Source organism: Pseudomonas caricapapayae (genome assembly GCF_001400735.1).
Taxonomy (GTDB): domain Bacteria; phylum Pseudomonadota; class Gammaproteobacteria; order Pseudomonadales; family Pseudomonadaceae; genus Aquipseudomonas; species Aquipseudomonas caricapapayae.
In genome coordinates this window covers 1-18,230 of the sequence record NZ_LJPW01000192.1, presented here as the reverse complement: position 1 = coordinate 18,230, position 18,230 = coordinate 1, and the positions used below count along the sequence as shown (strand labels likewise).

The window sequence follows — 18,230 nt, the reverse complement described above, 5'->3', positions numbered from 1 at the left end:
TCGCCCGACGTCGGGCGAATACCTGTTCGCCGGAGAGAATGTCGCCGAGCTGGGCAGCGACGAACTCGCCTGGCTGCGCCGTGAGGCGTTCGGCTTCGTGTTTCAGGGCTATCACCTGATCCCGTCCGGCTCGGCACAGGAAAACGTCGAGATGCCGGCGATCTACGCCGGTATGCCCGCCGCAGAGCGCCACGCCCGGGCCGCGGCCCTGCTCGACCGGCTAGGCCTGGCGTCGCGCACCGGCAATCGCCCGCACCAGTTATCCGGCGGTCAACAGCAACGGGTGTCCATCGCGCGCGCACTGATGAATGGCGGACATATCATCCTCGCCGACGAACCCACCGGCGCGCTGGACAGTCACAGCGGCGCGGAGGTGATGACGCTGCTGGACGAACTGGCCAGCCAGGGTCACGTGGTGATCCTGATCACCCATGACCGGGAAGTCGCCGCCCGCGCCAACCGGGTCATCGAGATCAGCGACGGCCTGGTGGTCAGCGACACCGCCCGCGATCTGTCCGGACCGCTGTCAGCCAACCCCGCTGCGCTGCAGGCGGTCGATCTGCGCAAGCGCCTGAACGAGGGCAGCGGCGACCGAGGCGCCTGGAAAGGCGAACTGCTCGACGCACTTCAAGCGGCCTGGCGAGTTATGTGGATCAACCGTTTTCGGACCGCACTGACGCTGCTGGGCATCGTCATCGGCGTTGCTTCTGTGGTGGTCATGCTGGCCGTTGGCGAAGGCAGCAAACGCCAGGTCATGGCGCAGATGTCCTCGTTTGGTTCCAACATCATTTACCTCAACGGCAAGGCCCCCAACCCGCGCGCGCCCAAGGGCATCATCACGCTTGAGGAAGTCGCGGCGCTGGGCGAGTTGCCCGAAGTCAAAATGATCATGCCGGTCAATGGCGGACAGGCCGGAGTGCGCTACGGCAACGTCGATCACTCCAGCTACGTCGGCGGCAACGACACGCACTTTCCGGCGATATTCAACTGGCCCGTAGTGGAAGGCAGTTACTTCAGCGAAGCGGACGAACAAAGCGCAGCGGCCGTGGCAGTCATCGGTTACAAAGTTCGGCAGAAACTGTTTGGCGAGCATACCGACCCTGTAGGCCAGTACATTCTGATCGAAAACGTGCCCTTTCAAGTGGTCGGCGTACTTCAGGAAAAAGGTGCCACGTCGGGCGATCTGGACAGCGACAACCGCATTGCCATTCCCTACTCGGCAGCCAGCATCCGCCTGTTTGGCTCGCAAGACCCCGAGTACATCACCATCGCCACCCGCGATGCCAACAATGTCAGACAGGCCGAACAGGCGATCCGCAACCTGCTGCAACGCTTGCATAACGGCAAACAGGATTACGAGCTGACCAACAACGCGGCAATGATCCAGGCCGAAGCACGCACCCAGAACACGCTGTCGCTGATGCTCGGGTCGATTGCTGCCATCTCGTTGCTGGTCGGTGGCATCGGGGTGATGAACATCATGCTCATGACCGTGCGTGAACGCACCCGTGAAATAGGCATCCGCATGGCCACAGGCGCACGGCAGAGCGACATCCTGCGGCAGTTCCTTACCGAAGCGGTCATGCTTTCCGTGGTCGGCGGGCTGGCCGGTATCGTGCTTGCACTGGGCATGGGCACCGCGCTGCTGCTGAGCAAGGTGGCCGTTGCGTTCACTGTGCCCGCCGTGGCCGGAGCATTTGCCTGCGCACTGGTCACCGGCGTGATCTTCGGTTTCATGCCCGCCCGCAAAGCTGCCCGGCTCGACCCGGTTGCGGCCCTCACCAGTGAATGATCAATCAATGAAGCCGAGCCTTTCCCTTTTGACGGTCTGCCTGCTACTGAGCGCCTGCAATACCCCTGCCCAGCGCCCGGACAGCGGCATTCAGCCACCTGCAAGCTGGGCGTTTGCCAAGAGCGCTGCCGCCCAGCGCAGCGATGCCCGCTGGTGGCAGCAGTTCGGCAGCCCGCAATTGAATCGTCTGATCGAGCAAGCCAGTCGCGACAGCCACGAAGTCGCTGCGGCAATGGCACGCGTGCGTCAGGCTCAGGCAAACGCTGTCATCGGCGGCGCGCCATTGCTCCCTGAACTGGCGTTTGACCTGCGCGGCGAACGTAACAAGTTCGTGCGCAACAGCGACCGCAAGGCCAACCCTTCCGACGACAACAACACCAACAACTTCACCAGTGACCTGACTGCCAGCTATGAAGTGGACTTCTGGGGCGGTATCGCAGCCGGACGGGACAGCGCGCTCCAAAGCCTGCGGGCCAGCGAGTTCGATCAGGCGACTGTACAACTGACACTGCTCGGCAACGTCGCCGACCGTTATGCACAAACTCTGGCGGCACGCGAGCAAGGCCGGATTGCCGGGCTGAATCTGGCCAACGCGCAAAGCGTGCTGCGCCTGGTGCAGACGCGCTATGAATCAGGCTCGGCCACTGCACTGGAACTGGCGCAGCAGAAGAATCTGGTCGCGACCCAACAGCGCGAACTGCCACGCGTTCAGCAACTGGCCAACGATCAGTTGATCACTCTGGCAGCGTTGCTCGGTCAGCCCGTGCAGAACCTGCACCTTGGCGATCAGCCCTTCGACACCCTGAACTGGCCGGACATTGGCCCCGGCCTGCCCAGCGATCTGTTGACCCGTCGCCCTGACCTCGCCAAGGCCGAGGCTGAACTGGCGGCGGCACAGGCCAATGTTACCGTCGCCCGCGCCGCCATGCTGCCCAAACTGACCCTGAGCGCCAGGCTGGGCACCGAAACCACCCGCGCCGAAGACTGGCTGCGTGCGCCGTTCAGTAGCCTGGCTGCCGGCCTGGTCGGACCGATCTTCAACAATGGTCGTCTAAGTGCCGAACGCGACAAAGCGACGGCACGCCAGGAAGAACTGCTGGAAATCTATCGCGGCGCAATCGTCAACAGCTTCGCCGACGTGGAAAAAGCCCTGAACAGCATCAGCGGTCTGGACCAGCAGCGCTACTGGCACGAAGAAGAACTCAAACAGGCGCAAACCGCCTTCAACATCGCCCAGAGCCGCTATCAAGAAGGTGCCGAGGACTTACTGACGGTACTGGAAACCCAACGCACGCTGTACCTGGCTCAGGACGTGAGCGTGCAGTTACGGCTGGCACGGGTGCAGGCGAGCATCGCACTGTACAAAGCGCTGGGCGGCGGCTGGCAGGTGCGCTGAGCGTCACGCAAGGAACGATAATCGCACCACCACTATCGTGCAGCGCTCCGGGTCGCATGCCGTTCGGGACGCTCCGCGTCCTCTTTGCGACGTAGAGCGTCGCGCTGCATTCCCACGCTGGAGCGTGCGGAACGATAATCGCACCATCACTATCGTGCGGCGCTCCGCGTCGCATGCCGTTCGGGACGCTCCGCGTCCTCTTTGCGACGTAGAGCGTCGCGAGCTGCATTCCCATGCTGGAGCGTGCGGAACGATAATCCCACCACCACTATCGTGCGGCGCTCTGCGTCGCATGCCGTTCGGGACGCTCCGCGTCCTCTTTGCGACGCAGAGCGTCGTGAACTGCATTCCCACGCTGGAGCGTGCGGAACGATAATCCCACCACCACTATCGTGCGGCGCTCTGCGTCGCATGCCGTTCAGGACGCTGCGCGTCCTCTTTGCGCAGTTGAGCGTCGCGAGCTGCATTCCCAAGCCGGAGCGCTGGGAACGATAACCTCCACTGCCGCTCGCTAAAACCACCTATTCGGCAACAGATTGCGCGCATACCAGGGCCGGCGCGGCACGCGGCGCAGCAGGTTGCTCAGTTTGTCATCCGCCGCAAACGTGATGCGCAGCGCGAGCTTCATGACTTCCGGATCCATTTCCATGGTCTTGCCGGCGATCTGTCCCGGCACAGTGCTGCAACCGTGGGTGTCCGGACCCAGCCACGGATCACTGACTTCAACCCAACGACCCGGAGCGAACCAGGGCACGCCGTTGACATCAAGGCGCTTCACCTCGCCGGGATGAAAGCGCTCATGAGCACGGAACCAGTCGTCGATGCGGTCGTCGATCCAGCCGTGAAACATCCAGAACACAGGATTCACATGCGACGAAAAAGGATCGGCCAGAAAGTCGTTTTCAGGCTCGAACCAGCGCTCGGCGAAATCATCCGAGCGACGTGCCATCGGCACCGGCTGGCCGTTAGCGGGATCGCGGGCCACCGAGGCCCAGCGCATATGCAGCCAGTCATGCAGCTCCAGCTCGACCTGCGAGCCAAATTGGCCAAGGGTCAGCCTGGACAGAAAGCGCGGATCGCGATACTGCGACTCCCAGACCTGAAAATGCGTATGAAACGTCTCATGGCTTTTGATATCACTGACCAGTTGCGTGTATTCCTCGTCACCGTGCGCCAGCCAGTCTGGCGGCAGTGAACAACCGTCGTGGTTATCGAAATAGCGGGCAAAACCAAGGCGATCGCGCTCCAGCTCAGGCTGCGGCAACGGAAAACGCGGCCATGACGGCAGGTCCTGAATCCGGCGCGCCTGAATCAGCATGTGCCGGTGCATATAAAAGAAGTCCTCGCCCGACCCGTTACGATCCTTGTGCGGGCCACGGGCATCGCGCTCGTTCTCGCGCGGCCCCGGCTGCCAGCCGATCCCGCGCAGGGCGTCACGCTTGTCTTCGGGCAGCTTGTGCCATTTGTCCCGGGAGGCATGCCACAGTTGATGAAACAGGCGGTGCTCTCTGGATACCAGCCAGGCCAGAAACGGCGGACTCAGGCCGACCCGTTCGCGCGCCTCGGGAAACACCTGTTTGATCGCGATCAGGCGGTTTTCCAGCTCCGGCAGAGCCAATGGCCGGTCCAGACGTTCGATGCGCCCGCTCAAGGTGCCGCTGCCCGCGTTGCCGAACGCTCCCCAGACCTCATCGAGGGTCAGGCTGAATTCGTAATCCGGGGTATCGCTGTGCGGATCGTCGCCGGCATGACCGTCAATGACCCGCAGATAGAGCTTTGCCGCATTGGCCGGCTGCAGGTCGCCGATTACCCGAAAACGCGGCAGCGCATCGCTGCGCAGGTGCTCAGCCGTATCGATGTAACCGCGCAGGGCGCGACCGCGCGGGGCAATGTCGAGAAACATTTCCAGACCGTCGAGCGGTGCACCGGCCAGCCCGGCATCGCGCCCCTCGAAACGCAGGGTCCACACGCCACGCAGCTTGTCGGCCAGGCGCTGAGTGGCGGTATCGGCAGGCCCGGCGGTAGCTTCGCCCGGCGTCACGGGCTCGTCGACCCGCGTGAGTTCCCGATGCGCGTAATAAGCCGCCGGAACTGCCGCGCCGGTCAGCGCCAGACCCGCTATGAACCCTCGTCGAGAAATCGTCATTACCCTACCTGTTCCAGCACCGAGACAGCCTTATCCAAGCTAGAACGTAAACCCGACAGACAAATTTAGCGCGTCGCCCGCATCCACCACCTTGCGCTAAATTTTTTGCCTATCCGCTCGTTCTCCACCAGATAGCAACGGCCCTTGCAGGCTGCGCAACGGTTAACCAGACGAGACGGAAATGACAAGACCGCGTTGGAAAAAGGCTCTCTTCATCGGCCTGCCACTGGCTCTGGCCATCAGTGCAGGCGCGGGCTTTCTTGCCTGGAACTACTGGTCGCCGGCCGGCTACCCGGTCAAGGTCATGAAACAGGCCGACGACCTGCAAGAGCGGATCATTTCCTTCGACAGTCACATCACGGTGCCGATGAAATTCGGCAGCGAGGGCAACGAAGCCGACAAGGACGGCTCAGGGCAGTTCGACTTGGTAAAAACCGCACGCGGACGCTTGTCCGGCGCAGCCCTGACGGTGTTCGGCTGGCCGGAAATCTGGAACGGCGACAACGCGCCGCATCGTCCGACACCTGGCTTTGTCGATGAAGCACGCCATCAGCAGGAAGTGCGCTACAGGATCATCACCGGCATGGTTCGTGATTTCCCCAATCAGGTCGGCATCGCCTACACCCCCGACGACATGCGCCGCCTGCACGGCGAAGGCAAATTTGCGATCTTCATCAGCATGCTCAATGCCTACCCGCTGGGCAATGACCTGAGCCTGCTGGACCACTGGACAGCGCGCGGCATGCGCATGTTCGGTTTCAGTTACGTGGGCAATAACAGCTGGGCCGACTCTTCGCGCCCCCTGCCCTTTCTCAACGACACGCCCGATGCACTGGGCGGCCTGTCGGAAATCGGCAAGCAGGCCGTGCAGCGCCTCAACGACCTGGGCGTGATCATCGATGTGTCGCAGATGTCGAGCAAGGCGCTGGAACAGGTCAGCCAGTTGAGCCGCACGCCGATGGTCGCGTCGCATTCGGCACCACGTGCGTTGGTGGACATCCCGCGCAACCTCAGTGACGAAGAAATGCAGCTCATCAAGCGCAGTGGCGGCGTGGTGCAGATCGTGGCGTTCCCGGCCTATCTGAAGCCGTTGAGCCAGAAGACCCAGGACAAGCTCAACGCCCTGCGCAAGGACTTCGACCTGCCGCCACTGCCGAATCTGGCCATGGCGCTGATGCCCGGCGACCCGATCATCACGGTCTGGCCGGAGCAGCGCTTTGGTGCCTACGCCAGCAAGCTGTACGCGATTCTCGAGGAAGAACCCAAAGCCACGGTCAAGGATTTCGTCGACGCCATCGATTACACCGTCCGCAAAATCGGCATCGACCATGTCGGCATCAGCTCCGACTTCAACGACGGCGGCGGCGTAAAAGGCTTCAACGATGTCAGCGAAATCCGCAACGTGACGGCCGAGCTGATCGAGCGCGGTTACGCGGAAGCAGACATCACCAAGCTTTGGGGCGGCAATTTTCTTCGCGTCTGGGAACAGGTGCAGGCGTCGGCACAGCCAGCGGCCAGACAATGACCCTTTCAGACGCCTCTAACCGACCATCAGGCAATATCGCTCATGACTGATCGCAGAACGTTCCTCAAACAGGCCGGAGTGCTGGCTGCAGCCTTGCCACTGGGCTCCGGACTTGCGTCCGCGGCCATGACGGCGGCACCCGCATCGGCATCAGCAGACAAATGGGTGCGCTTGAAGCAGCTGTTCGATCAGGACCCGGACTACGTCCACCTTTCCAACTTTCTGGTCACCTCGCACCCCAAACCGGTTCGCGATGCGATCGAAGCGCATCGCAAGCATATCGACCGCAACCCGGGCCTGGCCATGGACTGGGATTTGGGGGAAACCGAGCGGCGCGAACATGAGGTTCGTGTCTGGGCAGGCAAATACCTGAACGCCCAACCCGGCCAGATCGCCCTGACCGGCAGCACCACCGAGGGGCTGGCGATCATTTACGGTGGTGTTCATGTGCGCCCGGATCAAGAGATCCTGACCACCGAGCACGAGCATTCCTGCACCCGCGACATCCTCAAGTTCCGCCAGCAGCGCGAAGGTACCCAGGTACGCAAGATCCGTCTGTTCAAAGACCCGGCAACGGTCTCGGCGGACGAAATCATCGGCTCCATCGCACGCAGCATTCAGCCGAAGACGCGGGTATTGGGCATGACCTGGGTCCAGTCCGGCAGCGGGGTGAAACTGCCGATCGGTGCCATCGGCGACCTGGTCGAAGAACACAACCGAAACCGCGACGACAAGGACCGCATTCTGTATGTGGTCGACGGCGTGCACGGGTTTGGCGTCGAGAACCTGGATTTCCCGGACATGAAGTGTGACTTCTATGTCGCCGGCACCCACAAGTGGCTGTTTGGCCCGCGCGGCACCGGCATCGTCTGCGCACGCTCGGAGCAGGTGAAAGACATCACGCCGCTGATCCCCACGTTCTCGGAAGCCACCGGCTTCAGCACGATCATGACGCCCGGAGGCTATCACTCGTTCGAACACCGGTGGGCACTGAACGAGGCGTTCAAGCTGCACCTGCAACTGGGCAAGGCTGACGTGCAGGCACGTATTCATGAGCTCAACGGCTACCTCAAGCAGCGCCTCAAGGCTCAGCCCGGCGTCGAACTGGTGACGCCCGTGGACCCTGCACTCTCGGCGGGTTTCAGCTTCTTCCGCCTCAAGGGCCAGTCCTGCGACGAAGTGGCTGCCTGGCTGATGAAACAACGCATGGTCGTCGACGCAGTAAGCCGCGACGTCGGCCCCGTGGTGCGCACCGCGCCAGGATTGCTGAACAACGAGGCCGAAATCGATCGTTTCATGGCCCTGCTCAGCCGGCGCGCCTGATGCGCATGCACACAATCAACTGTTTTTCCGTTTCCTATCGAGACCCGTCATGAAAACAACACTGCTGTCCCTTTCCGCCGTGCTCGGCCTGCTGCTCTGCGACGCCGCTCTCGCCGCCACGCCGACGCCCGCCCCCGGCAAGGTGTTCAAGGACTGCAAGGACTGCCCGGAGATGGTCGTGCTGCCTGCAGGCACCTTCACCATGGGCGCGCCCGAAGAGGAACTGGGTCGTCAACCGGACGAAGGTCCGCTGCATGACGTGACCTTCGCCAAACCCTTCGCCATCAGCCGTTTTCAGGTGCTGAGCGGCGAGTGGAATGCCTATATCAAGAGCTCCGGCTACACGATGCCGGATGGCGATACCCGGCCAGGACGCGAGTGCAAGGCTGGCAAGCCGCGCTATCCACTCGGTGCTCGCCAGCCTGCCGTATGCATGGACTGGAACGAAGCCAAAGCCTATGTCGAATGGCTGTCGAAAAAGACCGGCAAGTCCTACCACATGGTCAGCGAGGCCCAGCGCGAATACGCGGCACGCGGCGGCAGCAAGGGCTCGTTCCCGTTCCCGATGGACGAAGGCAAGCCCTACAGCATCGCCAGACACGCCAATACCTACGGCCCGGAAGACGGTTTCAGCTACACGGCACCCGCTGGCAGCTACAGCCCCAACGATTTCGGCATCTACGACGCCCACGGCAACGTTTATGAATGGACGGCCGATTGCGAGACCAGCAATTACAACGGCGCACCCACCGATGGCAGCGCATGGCTGGCCGGTGATTGCACCTGGAAAATGATTCGCGGCAATGACTGGACCGAAGCGCCGATCTTCTCCCGCTCCGGCAACCGCAACAGCCGTCAGCCGGATGTCCGCGGCGACTGGCTGGGTTTCCGGGTCGCCCGCGACCTTTGACGGACTTCATGCGCGCCTGTGGCCTGCGACCAGCGCGGGCCACATTCACGGACACTGACGAGACACACCATGACCCGCAAAACTGAAAGCCTCGCCCGGGAAACCCTGAGAATCCTCAAGCCGTTCTGGTGGCTGGTGGCGCTGTCAACCGTGCTGGGGATCGTCAGCGGCCTGAGCGTCACCGGCCTGCTGGCCACCATCAACAATGCGATGAACATGCCCGGCGGCCCTGACACGCATACCGCGCTGCTGTTCGCCGGCTTGTGCGTGCTGACCCTGGCCTGTTCGACACTGTCCAATCTGTCGACCAACTACGTCGGCCAGCGAGTCGTTGCCAACCTGCGCCGCGAGCTGGCCGCCAAGGTGCTGGTCGCGCCCATCGAGCAACTCGAGCGGTATCGCGCGCACCGCCTGATTCCGGTGCTGCTCAACGACGTCAACACCATCAGCACTTTTGCCCTGTCGGTCGCGCCGATGGTCATCTCGTTCACTGTAACGCTCGGCTGCCTGACCTATCTGGCGCTGCTGTCCTGGCAGATTCTGGCGCTGACGGTACTGACCGTGGTACTCGGCACGGGCGCACAGTACCTGGCTCATGCATTCGGCATGCGCAGCATTCTGGCCGCACGCAACAGCGAGGACGAGTTGCAGAAGCACTACCAGGCCCTGTCCGCAGGAGCCAAGGAGTTGCGCATTCAACGCAAGCGCCGTCAGCACATGCTCGACGAAAAGATTCACGGTGCCACCGAGGACATCTGCCGCTCGAACATTCGTGCCGCGAACATCTTTGTCAGTGCCGAAACCTTCGGCTCGATGCTGTTCTTTGCCGTGATCGGCATGGCCATTGCCTTTCAGGCGCTATGGCCCGCAACCGAAAAGACCGTGCTGGGCGGCTTCGTGCTGGTGATGCTGTACATGAAAGGGCCGCTGGAGCGCCTGATTACCGCCCTGCCCGGCATCAGCCGCGCGCAGATCGCCATGCGCCGCATTGCCGAGCTTTCGTGGAAGTTCTCCAGCCCCGAGCCGCACTTGCTGGTCAGCGACCGTCCCAGCTCGCTGGCCAATATGCATACGCTTGAGCTGTGCAACCTGCGCTATGACTACCCGCCTGTCGAGGGCGGTGACGCCTTCCACCTCGGCCCGGTCAACCTGAGCATCAAACAGGGCGATATCGTGTTCATCGTCGGTGAGAACGGCTGTGGCAAGACCACGCTGATCAAGCTGCTGCTGGGCCTGTACACGCCGCAGCAGGGCGAGGTCCGCCTCAACGGCAAGACCGTCAGCCCGGAAAACCTGGACGACTACCGCCAGTTGTTCACCACGATTTTTGCCGACTACTACCTGTTCGACGAGCCACTGCAGGGCGAGGCCGCGCTGCCGGAAGACGCGGGCAAATACCTGGAGCGACTGGACATCGCGCACAAGGTCAGCATCAAGGACGGCGCGTTTACCACCACCGACCTGTCGACCGGTCAGCGCAAGCGTCTGGCGCTGATCAACGCCTGGCTGGACGAGCGTCAGGTGCTGGTGTTCGACGAGTGGGCCGCCGACCAGGATCCGGCGTTCCGCCGCGTGTTCTACACCGAACTGCTGCCCGAGCTGAAGCAGCAGGGCAAGACCATCATCGTCATTTCCCATGACGACCGCTATTTCGACATCGCCGATCAACTGGTGCGCATGCAGACCGGCCAGATCCAGGTCGAGAAGGTTCACAACGACATCCACGGCAAAACCATTTCGGCCTGATTCATCCACGCCTTGAAAGCCCCGCCCGGTCAGTCCGCGAGCGGGGCTTTTTCTTGTACGGCAAACCCTGCCTGATCAAGCCGGATAGCCAAGAGCCATCTTTTTTCGGGATTTGTGAAAAATTCATTAAATAAACGTTATTCGCTTTCGTTCTCATTAACAGCGAATTGCGTGCACAGCCATCTCCCGCGCAACGCCTTATAAAAAAGTTGATCACGCCTGCCCGGTCGACGGCTGAAACCGACTGCGCAGACCTGAACAACGCTCTCAATCTCCTTGCCGATACCCACTGGAAAGAGCCAATTCATGCACAACCCGTCACGACTTACCCCGCTCAGCAAAGCGTTGATGCTCCGTCAGATGTTCCGCTCCCGGCCATCCATGGCGGCCATGAGTCTGGCGCTCTGCATGCCGGTGGCCGGCCAGGCACAGGAAACTGCCGCAGACGGTTCGACCACGACGGGCACGGTCAATCTGGCCCCGACTGCAATCGACTCGCAGTACCTGGGCACAGCCACCGACGGCACGGGTTCTTACACCACCGGTGCGGTCAGCATCGGCAAGGGTGCGCCGCAGTCATTGCGTGAAACACCGCAATCGGTGAGCGTGTTGACTCGGCAAGTCATGGACGACAACAACCTCAACAGTCTGAGCGAGGTGCTGGAAGACACGCCGGGCATCACGTTCCAGTACCGCAACTTCGGCGGTCACGTGTACACCTCGCGCGGCTTCTCGCTGCTGGCGGAAAGCTTTCTGGTCGACGGCATTGGCGGCCAGGGCTATCAGATCACCGGCTGGATGCAGCCGGACATGGCCATCTACGACCGTGTGGAGGTACTGCGAGGTGCATCAGGCCTTCTGGTCGGGGCCGGTCAGCCGGGTGGCGCGGTCAACCTGGTGCGCAAACGCCCGACCGCCGACAACAAATTCTCGATCACTACCCGTGCCGGTTCGTGGGATCAGTACCGTGTCGATCTGGACGGCAGCGGCAAGCTCAACGACTCCGGCACGCTGCGCGGGCGCATGGTCGCAGCCTACGATGACAGCGGCTCTTATCTGGACGGGCGCGACAGCCGCACTCCGCTGCTGTATGGCATCGTCGAGGCCGACCTGAGCGATGACACCACACTGACCATGAGCCTGCGTCGTCAGGAACAGGTCATCAACGGCTACTCGATCTACGGCCTGCCGCGTTACAGCAACGGTCAGTCGCTGGGGCTGTCGCGCTCGACCAACCTGGCGCAGAAGTGGAACCGTCTCGAAAGCGACATGACCGAGGTCTTTACCGAAGTTGCGCATCGCTTCAATGAGGACTGGACCAGTCGCACGTCTTTGACGTATTCGCAGGGCGGGTTTGATCAGGCTATCGCTTACGCGCGGGGAGCAGTCAACCCTACGACGCTGGCGGGCTCGACCTTCCAGAACACACTTTTTCGCAGAGACGAAGTGGACAGCACCGGCCTGAACACTCAACTGGAAGGTAACTTCAACGCTTTCGGCCTCGAGCATCAGGTGACCTTGGGCGCCGACTGGTCGAAGCAGAACGCCAATACGCATCAGGCTACTGCACTCACCCGATCCGCGATCAACATTTTCGACGTCAACCAGAGTGCGTTCGCCAAACCAGCTCGTCCGGCCTGGACAACCGACATCGACACGACCGAAGAACGCGCAGGCCTGTACGCCAACACGCGTATTCACCTGAGCGAGCCCTTGAGCGTGGTTCTGGGCAGCCGCCTGAGCTGGTACGACTATAAATACGACGTCAAGACCGGTGCGGCAAACAGTTACGAATCCAAGCAGACTCAGGAATTCACACCGTTTGCGGGCCTGATCTACGATATCAACGACAACTGGTCGTGGTACGCCAGCTATGCCGATATTTTCACCCCGCAAGCCAACTATGTAACCGCAGGCGGCTCGCCGCTGGACCCGGCCATCGGCTCCAATTACGAAACAGGCTTCAAGGGTGAACTGTTCGACAAGCGCATGAACCTGTCGATGGCGCTGTTCTACATCAAGCAGAAAGATGTCGCCGCTCTGGACGTGAACACCACCCAGACATGTCCGACAAGCTCTGACGGCTCCTGCTACCTGCAGGATGGCATCAGTCGCAGCAAAGGCGTCGATGTCGAAGCCAGTGGCGAAGTGCTGCCGGGGCTGCAAGTGTTCGGCGGTTACACCTACAACATGCTGCGCAATAACGGTGACGCGGATGTCGCCTACGAAACGCCGAAACACATGCTGCGCCTCAACACCAGCTACAACCTGCCGGGTGCATGGAACCGTCTGACCCTGGGCACCGGTGTCTCGGCGGACTCGGGCTATGAAGTGCCATCCAACAAACAGTTGGGCGTTTCCGGCAAAGCCGTCTGGGACGCCAGAGCGTCGTGGAAACTGGACGAAAACTGGAAAGTGTCACTCAACGCCGAGAACCTGTTTGACCGCAAGTACTACTCCACCTCGATCGCCACCGACCGGTCCAACGTCTACGGCGAACCGCGCAGCTACGTCCTGACCTTGCGGGGCGATTTCTGATCTGAGTCCGCCTGCCACGGTCGCGCCCTCGCTGGAGGGTGCGCGAGGATAGGCATCCGGGAGAACACCATCGTGCCCATGCTCCGCGTGGGCATGCCTTTGCGGACGCTCTGCGTCCGTTCCGGGGCGTGTGGTGTAGGGTAAATTTTGTAACGCAGAGCGTCACGAACGGCATTCCCACGCTGGAGCGTGCGCAACGACAGGTATCCGGAGAGACACTACCGTGCCCATGCTCCGCGTGTCGGAGCTGTCTCGATTCGTGACACAGCGCTCTGCACGCGACCAAGCTGCCGCAAATGCATTATCCTTCGCCATTGATCTCAACGAGCCATCCCTCCCATGCAATCATCCTTCAGCCGTCTACGCACAGGCCGCGTGAAAACGCTCGGCTTGCGTCTGGGCGGCGTGGGGCTGTTGCTGGCAATGGTTTTTCAGGGCGAGGCGCTGGCTGAAGAATTCGAGTTCGATATCCCCGCACAAGCCCTGAACAGCGCTCTGAAAGAACTGGGGCGACAAGGCGATCTGCAAATTCTCTACAATCCCGATGATGTGGACGGCAAGTTCAGCAGCCCGGTGCACGGCAGGCTCACGCCTGAACAGGCGGCCATCGACCTGCTGAAAAAAGCCGACGTAGCGCACAGCCTTGAAGACAACACCCTGACCCTGGGTGCTTCTGCCTCTGCACAAACCATGAACCTCGGACCGGTGGCAATCAAGGGCGATCAATTCGGCATCACCACCGAGGGCAGCGGTGCCTATGCCGCGACCGGCGTGAGCATCAACAAGACCGCTCAATCGCTGCGCGAAACCCCGCAATCGGTCACGGTCATGACCCGTCAGTTGATGAACGACAAGAACCTCACCGGTCTTGACGAGGTGATGGCGCAAACGCCCGGTATCACCTTTTCGCAACGCAACTTCGGCTCTCATGTCTTCAGCTCACGCGGCTTTGCCCTGGAGGACGAGAGCTACACCATCGATGGCGTGGCCGGTCAGGGCTACAGCGTGACCGGCTGGATGACCCCGGACATGGAAATCTACGACCGCGTCGAGGTGCTGCGCGGCGCGGCGGGGCTGCTGATCGGCGCGGGCAACCCCGGCGGCGCGGTGAATCTGGTACGCAAACGACCCACCACCCTGCCACAGCTCTCGATTACCACGCGTGCGGGCAGTTGGGACAACTACCGGGTCGATCTGGATGGCAGCAGTAAACTCAACGACTCAGGCAGCGTTCGCGGACGTTTCGTGACGTCCTACGAAGACCGCGGCATGTTCATGGACGGTATGAAAAAGACTGCGCCGTTGCTGTACGGCATTCTGGAAACCGACCTGAGCGAAGACACCACACTTACACTGGGCCTGCGCCACCAGAGTGCAGATACCCACGGTTTTTCGATTTTCGGCCTGCCCCGCTACAGCACTGGCAAGGCGCTCGACCTGCCACGCTCCACGTCGCTGGCCCAGGACTGGAACCGTCACCAGACCCGTACCGACGAAGTATTCACTGAGCTGGAAACACGTTTTGACGAGCGCTGGAGCGGCACACTGTCTGCCACCCACTCTGACGGTACATTTGACCAGAAGGTCGCCTACGCACAGGGGGCCATCGACCCTGCGACCCAGAGCGGCTCGCGACTGGTCAGAACATTGTTTCGCTCGGACGACATTCACAGCAACGGGTTCGACAGCCATCTTGATGGCCATTTCGACGCCTTTGGCCTGACGCATCAATTGACGCTCGGCGGCAACTGGTCCGAGCAGAAACGCGATTCCCGATATGCCACGGTGAATGCCAATCAGCCGCTGGACATCTTCAACGCCGACCACCATGCCCTCGCCGAACCTGCCCGACCGGCCTGGCGCAGCACCGACTACAGCGACAAGCGCTATGGCGTTTACAGCAACCTGCGCCTGAGCCTGACGGAATCATTGAGCCTGGTAACGGGTGGGCGAATAAGCTGGTATGACTATCAGAGCCAGTCCGCAGGCGTGACCACTCGCGCTCAGGAGGCCAATCAGGTCACGCCGTTCGTGGGTGTGATCTACGATCTGGACAAAGAGTGGTCGTGGTACGCCAGCTACACCGATATTTTCCTGCCACAAAGCACTTATCGAACGGCATCCGGCGCTTTGCTGGATCCGGCTATCGGGGCCAGCCATGAAACCGGCATCAAGGGCGAGCTGTTCGACAAGCGCCTGAACGTGTCACTGGCGGTGTTTTACGTGAAACAGAAAGACGTGGCCATCGAGGATGAGGGCAACGCTGGCCAGTGTCCTGGCAACGACGCGTATGGCACTTGCTACCTGAACGGCGACATCCGGCGCAGCAAGGGTGTCGACATGGAAATCAGTGGCGAGCCGCTACCGGGCCTGCAGACCCTGGCCGGGTACACGTTCAACATCACACGCGGCAGCGACGGCCAGCCCGTCTCCGCCGAAACACCCCGGCACATGTTGCGCCTGTCCAGCAGCTACAACCTGCCCGGTACCTGGCGTCGACTGACCATCGGCGGCGGAGTGTCGGCACAGAGCGGCTACTCGGAACACCAGTCAACCCAGCCCATCGACAACCCTGGCCGCGCCATCTGGGACGCACGGGCCTCGTGGAAGATCGATGAACACTGGTCGGTGGCGCTCAATGGCAACAACCTGCTGGATCGCAAGTACTACAAGGCGACCGGCGACATCGACCGCGGCAATTACTACGGCGACCCACGCAACTACGTTCTGACCCTGCGCGGCGACTTTTAACAGCCCGACTCTGACCAGTTATAGTTATAAACAGGTCTTTTGGGGGCAGCCCACTTTTGTGGGAGCGGACTTGTCCGCGAAGACGATGTTTCAGACGACGCATTTTCGGAAAATGTACTGGCCTTTTCGCGGACAAGTCCGCTCCCACGGAGGTGTTGTGAACAGCCTACTTACTGCCGGTTCCCAGCAGATCCCACAAAAACAGAGCGGCGCCCGGTCCACGCCCACAAGCGGGAACGCACTGCATCACGCCATCTGCACCATCACTCCGTCCAGAAACGCCTCGGCAATCACCACGTTGTCATGACGCTGATCAACCTTTGTCGAGCTGCGCAGCCCGTTCACCGAGCACTGTTCAAGCAGTACCGCTTCAGCTCTGGCAATCTGCCCTGGCGCGCGGCTCTGCCCGGCCCACCAGCAATCGGCCTGTACATTGAGTGTTTTCAACGCGAATGCCTGGCTGAGTTTTGCGTTGGCTTCCAGCAATTGGTAGCCCGTTTCGATTTCGTCCTGCACGGCGATGTCCCGGAAGATACTGCGCAGGTTATCGGCATTCATCCCGGCCTCCAGCGCAACGCTGTCCACTACCCAGTCGATGACTTCAGCCTCGCTGGACACCGACTTGAGGGCCGTTTCGATCAGACCCACAATCGATTCTTCCTGCAAGCCCGGCACAAATGCCTGCAGGCTCTTGATCAGGCTGCGCTGGTAGTTTTCGCTTTGCTTCTGCGTAGTGACCTCCGGCGCCTCTTCAACCCATTGCATCCCGATCGATGCAGGCAACTGGGTGTCGACCAGCCCGAGAAAGCTCACCGCGTCGCCATCACGCTCAAGCACATGGGCAACCTCGATGGCCAGTGCGCCGCCCATCGACCAACCCAGCAAGTTGTAAGGCCCGTTTGGCTGGGTGATGCGGATCTGCTCGACGTAGTAATCGACCATTTCCTGCCATGACGTATCGAACCAGCCCGGCACGACATAAGCCTTGTTGACCAGCCCGTAAACCCGGCGACTGTCGCTCAATCTGCCCGCCAGCGGGTAATAGGAGTACGTGCCACCGCCGCCCGGTGGCAGGCAGAACAGCGGCGTGTTGTCGGACCGGCTGGCGTTCATGGCGATGACTGCCGACTTGACCCGGGCCTCATCGGCGCGCATGAAATCAGCCAACTCTCCCAAGGTCTGCATCAGCAGGAAATCATGCAGCTTTATGGAGATATCGAAGGTTTCGCGGATTCTGCCCGCCAGCGAAACCGCCAGCAGGGAATGCCCGCCCAAGGCAAAGAAGTTGTCGTTGAGCCCTACCCGCTCGACCTGCAGCACTTGCTCCCACAACGCAGCAAGTCGTTGCTCGAATTCCGTGCGTGGCGCGACATGCCCCTGCTGTGACCGGGCCAGGTCCGGTTTCGGCAGTGCACGGCGATCCAGTTTGCCGTTCGCGGTCAGCGGCATCACATCGATAACGACAAAGTGTGTCGGCACCATGTAATCCGGCACGTGAGCGTTGAGGTGCGCCTGCAAGGCTTCGCGCAGAACATCCGCTGGCTGACCGGCCTCGGTCGGCACCAGATACGCCACCAGTTGCTTGCCGGAAGGCCCGTCAATGTCGATCACGTTGGCTTCCCGCACCGCAGCATGCTCATGCAGACGCGCCTCGATTTCACCCAGTTCGATGCGCAGCCCACGGATTTTCACCTGATGGTCGATACGCCCGGCGTAGTCGATCACCCCTTCGTCGCGGTAACGCGCCAGATCGCCGGTGCGGTACAGCCGTCCGCCGCCCTGCTCGTCGAACGGGTCCGGCACAAAGCGTTCCGCCGTCAGCGCGGCCCGCTGGTGATAACCCCGCGCCAGACCGACACCGCCCAGGTACAACTCTGCCGCCACGCCTTGTGCGGCAGGCAGCAAGCCGTCGTCGAGAATGTGGGTTTTCAGGTTATCGATCGGCCGGCCGATCGGTACGCTGAGCACGTCGTTCGTGGTGCAGGTCCAGTGCGTGACGTCGATGGCCGCTTCGGTCGGGCCATAAAGGTTGTACAGACCGGCCTGCGGCAGGCGCTTGAGCACCTGACCGGCCAGTTCGGCTGGCAGTGCTTCACCGCTGCA

10 protein-coding genes are annotated in these 18,230 nt (G+C 61.5%); 8 read left to right on the top strand and 2 right to left on the bottom strand.

What is annotated here, in order from left to right:
- Positions 1–1,792: ABC transporter permease (locus ALO80_RS28560; RefSeq protein WP_055011409.1), on the top strand; the 1,792-nt coding region annotated here is incomplete at its 5' end.
- A 7-nt stretch (positions 1,793–1,799) separates the two neighbouring features.
- Positions 1,800–3,188 (top strand): efflux transporter outer membrane subunit, encoded by a 1,389-nt coding sequence (locus ALO80_RS28555; protein WP_055011408.1) that lies wholly within the window; start codon positions 1,800–1,802, stop codon positions 3,186–3,188.
- A 511-nt stretch (positions 3,189–3,699) separates the two neighbouring features.
- Here the strand turns inward: ALO80_RS28555 and pvdP are convergent.
- A complete protein-coding gene (gene pvdP, locus ALO80_RS28550) occupies positions 3,700–5,334 on the bottom strand; it encodes a pyoverdine maturation tyrosinase PvdP (RefSeq protein WP_055011407.1) in 1,635 nt (544 codons plus the stop codon).
- A 181-nt stretch (positions 5,335–5,515) separates the two neighbouring features.
- On the opposite strand from pvdP, the gene pvdM reads away from it, so the two are divergent.
- From pvdM to ALO80_RS28520, 6 genes are all read left to right on the top strand, one after another.
- On the top strand, positions 5,516–6,859 hold the full coding sequence (pvdM, locus tag ALO80_RS28545) for a pyoverdine-tailoring dipeptidase-like protein PvdM (protein ID WP_054985908.1): 1,344 nt from the start codon (positions 5,516–5,518) through the stop codon (positions 6,857–6,859).
- A 42-nt stretch (positions 6,860–6,901) separates the two neighbouring features.
- The gene (gene pvdN / locus ALO80_RS28540; RefSeq protein ID WP_055011406.1) at positions 6,902–8,182 is read left to right on the top strand and encodes a pyoverdine-tailoring periplasmic protein PvdN; all 1,281 of its coding nucleotides are present in this window, start codon (positions 6,902–6,904) and stop codon (positions 8,180–8,182) included.
- A gap of 49 nt (positions 8,183–8,231) precedes the next feature.
- The gene (gene pvdO, locus ALO80_RS28535) at positions 8,232–9,092 is read left to right on the top strand and encodes a dihydropyoverdine dehydrogenase (RefSeq protein ID WP_054985906.1); all 861 of its coding nucleotides are present in this window, start codon (positions 8,232–8,234) and stop codon (positions 9,090–9,092) included.
- Between the two features lie 69 nt (positions 9,093–9,161).
- The gene (locus tag ALO80_RS28530; protein WP_055011405.1) at positions 9,162–10,838 is read left to right on the top strand and encodes a cyclic peptide export ABC transporter; all 1,677 of its coding nucleotides are present in this window, start codon (positions 9,162–9,164) and stop codon (positions 10,836–10,838) included.
- A 306-nt stretch (positions 10,839–11,144) separates the two neighbouring features.
- Complete coding sequence (locus ALO80_RS28525; RefSeq protein WP_055011404.1) at positions 11,145–13,376, top strand: TonB-dependent siderophore receptor; 2,232 nt, start codon at positions 11,145–11,147, stop codon at positions 13,374–13,376.
- A gap of 339 nt (positions 13,377–13,715) precedes the next feature.
- Positions 13,716–16,127: a TonB-dependent siderophore receptor gene (locus ALO80_RS28520; protein ID WP_055011403.1), complete on the top strand. Its 2,412-nt coding sequence runs from the start codon at positions 13,716–13,718 to the stop codon at positions 16,125–16,127.
- Positions 16,128–16,373: 246 nt separating this feature from the next.
- Here the strand turns inward: ALO80_RS28520 and ALO80_RS28515 are convergent.
- Positions 16,374–18,230 (bottom strand): thioesterase domain-containing protein (locus ALO80_RS28515; protein WP_144434262.1); only part of this gene is annotated, 1,857 nt, incomplete at its 5' end.

Excerpts from the sequence above, each read along its gene's own strand:
- ALO80_RS28555 (WP_055011408.1), top strand. The coding sequence starts at position 1,800 with ATGAAGCCGAGCCTTTCCCTTTTGACGGTCTGCCTGCTACTGAGCGCC.
- pvdN (WP_055011406.1), top strand. The coding sequence starts at position 6,902 with ATGACTGATCGCAGAACGTTCCTCAAACAGGCCGGAGTGCTGGCTGCA.
- pvdP (WP_055011407.1), bottom strand. The coding sequence starts at position 5,334 with ATGACGATTTCTCGACGAGGGTTCATAGCGGGTCTGGCGCTGACCGGC.
- pvdM (WP_054985908.1), top strand. The coding sequence starts at position 5,516 with ATGACAAGACCGCGTTGGAAAAAGGCTCTCTTCATCGGCCTGCCACTG.
- pvdO (WP_054985906.1), top strand. The coding sequence starts at position 8,232 with ATGAAAACAACACTGCTGTCCCTTTCCGCCGTGCTCGGCCTGCTGCTC.
- ALO80_RS28525 (WP_055011404.1), top strand. The coding sequence starts at position 11,145 with ATGCACAACCCGTCACGACTTACCCCGCTCAGCAAAGCGTTGATGCTC.
- ALO80_RS28520 (WP_055011403.1), top strand. The coding sequence starts at position 13,716 with ATGCAATCATCCTTCAGCCGTCTACGCACAGGCCGCGTGAAAACGCTC.
- ALO80_RS28530 (WP_055011405.1), top strand. The coding sequence starts at position 9,162 with ATGACCCGCAAAACTGAAAGCCTCGCCCGGGAAACCCTGAGAATCCTC.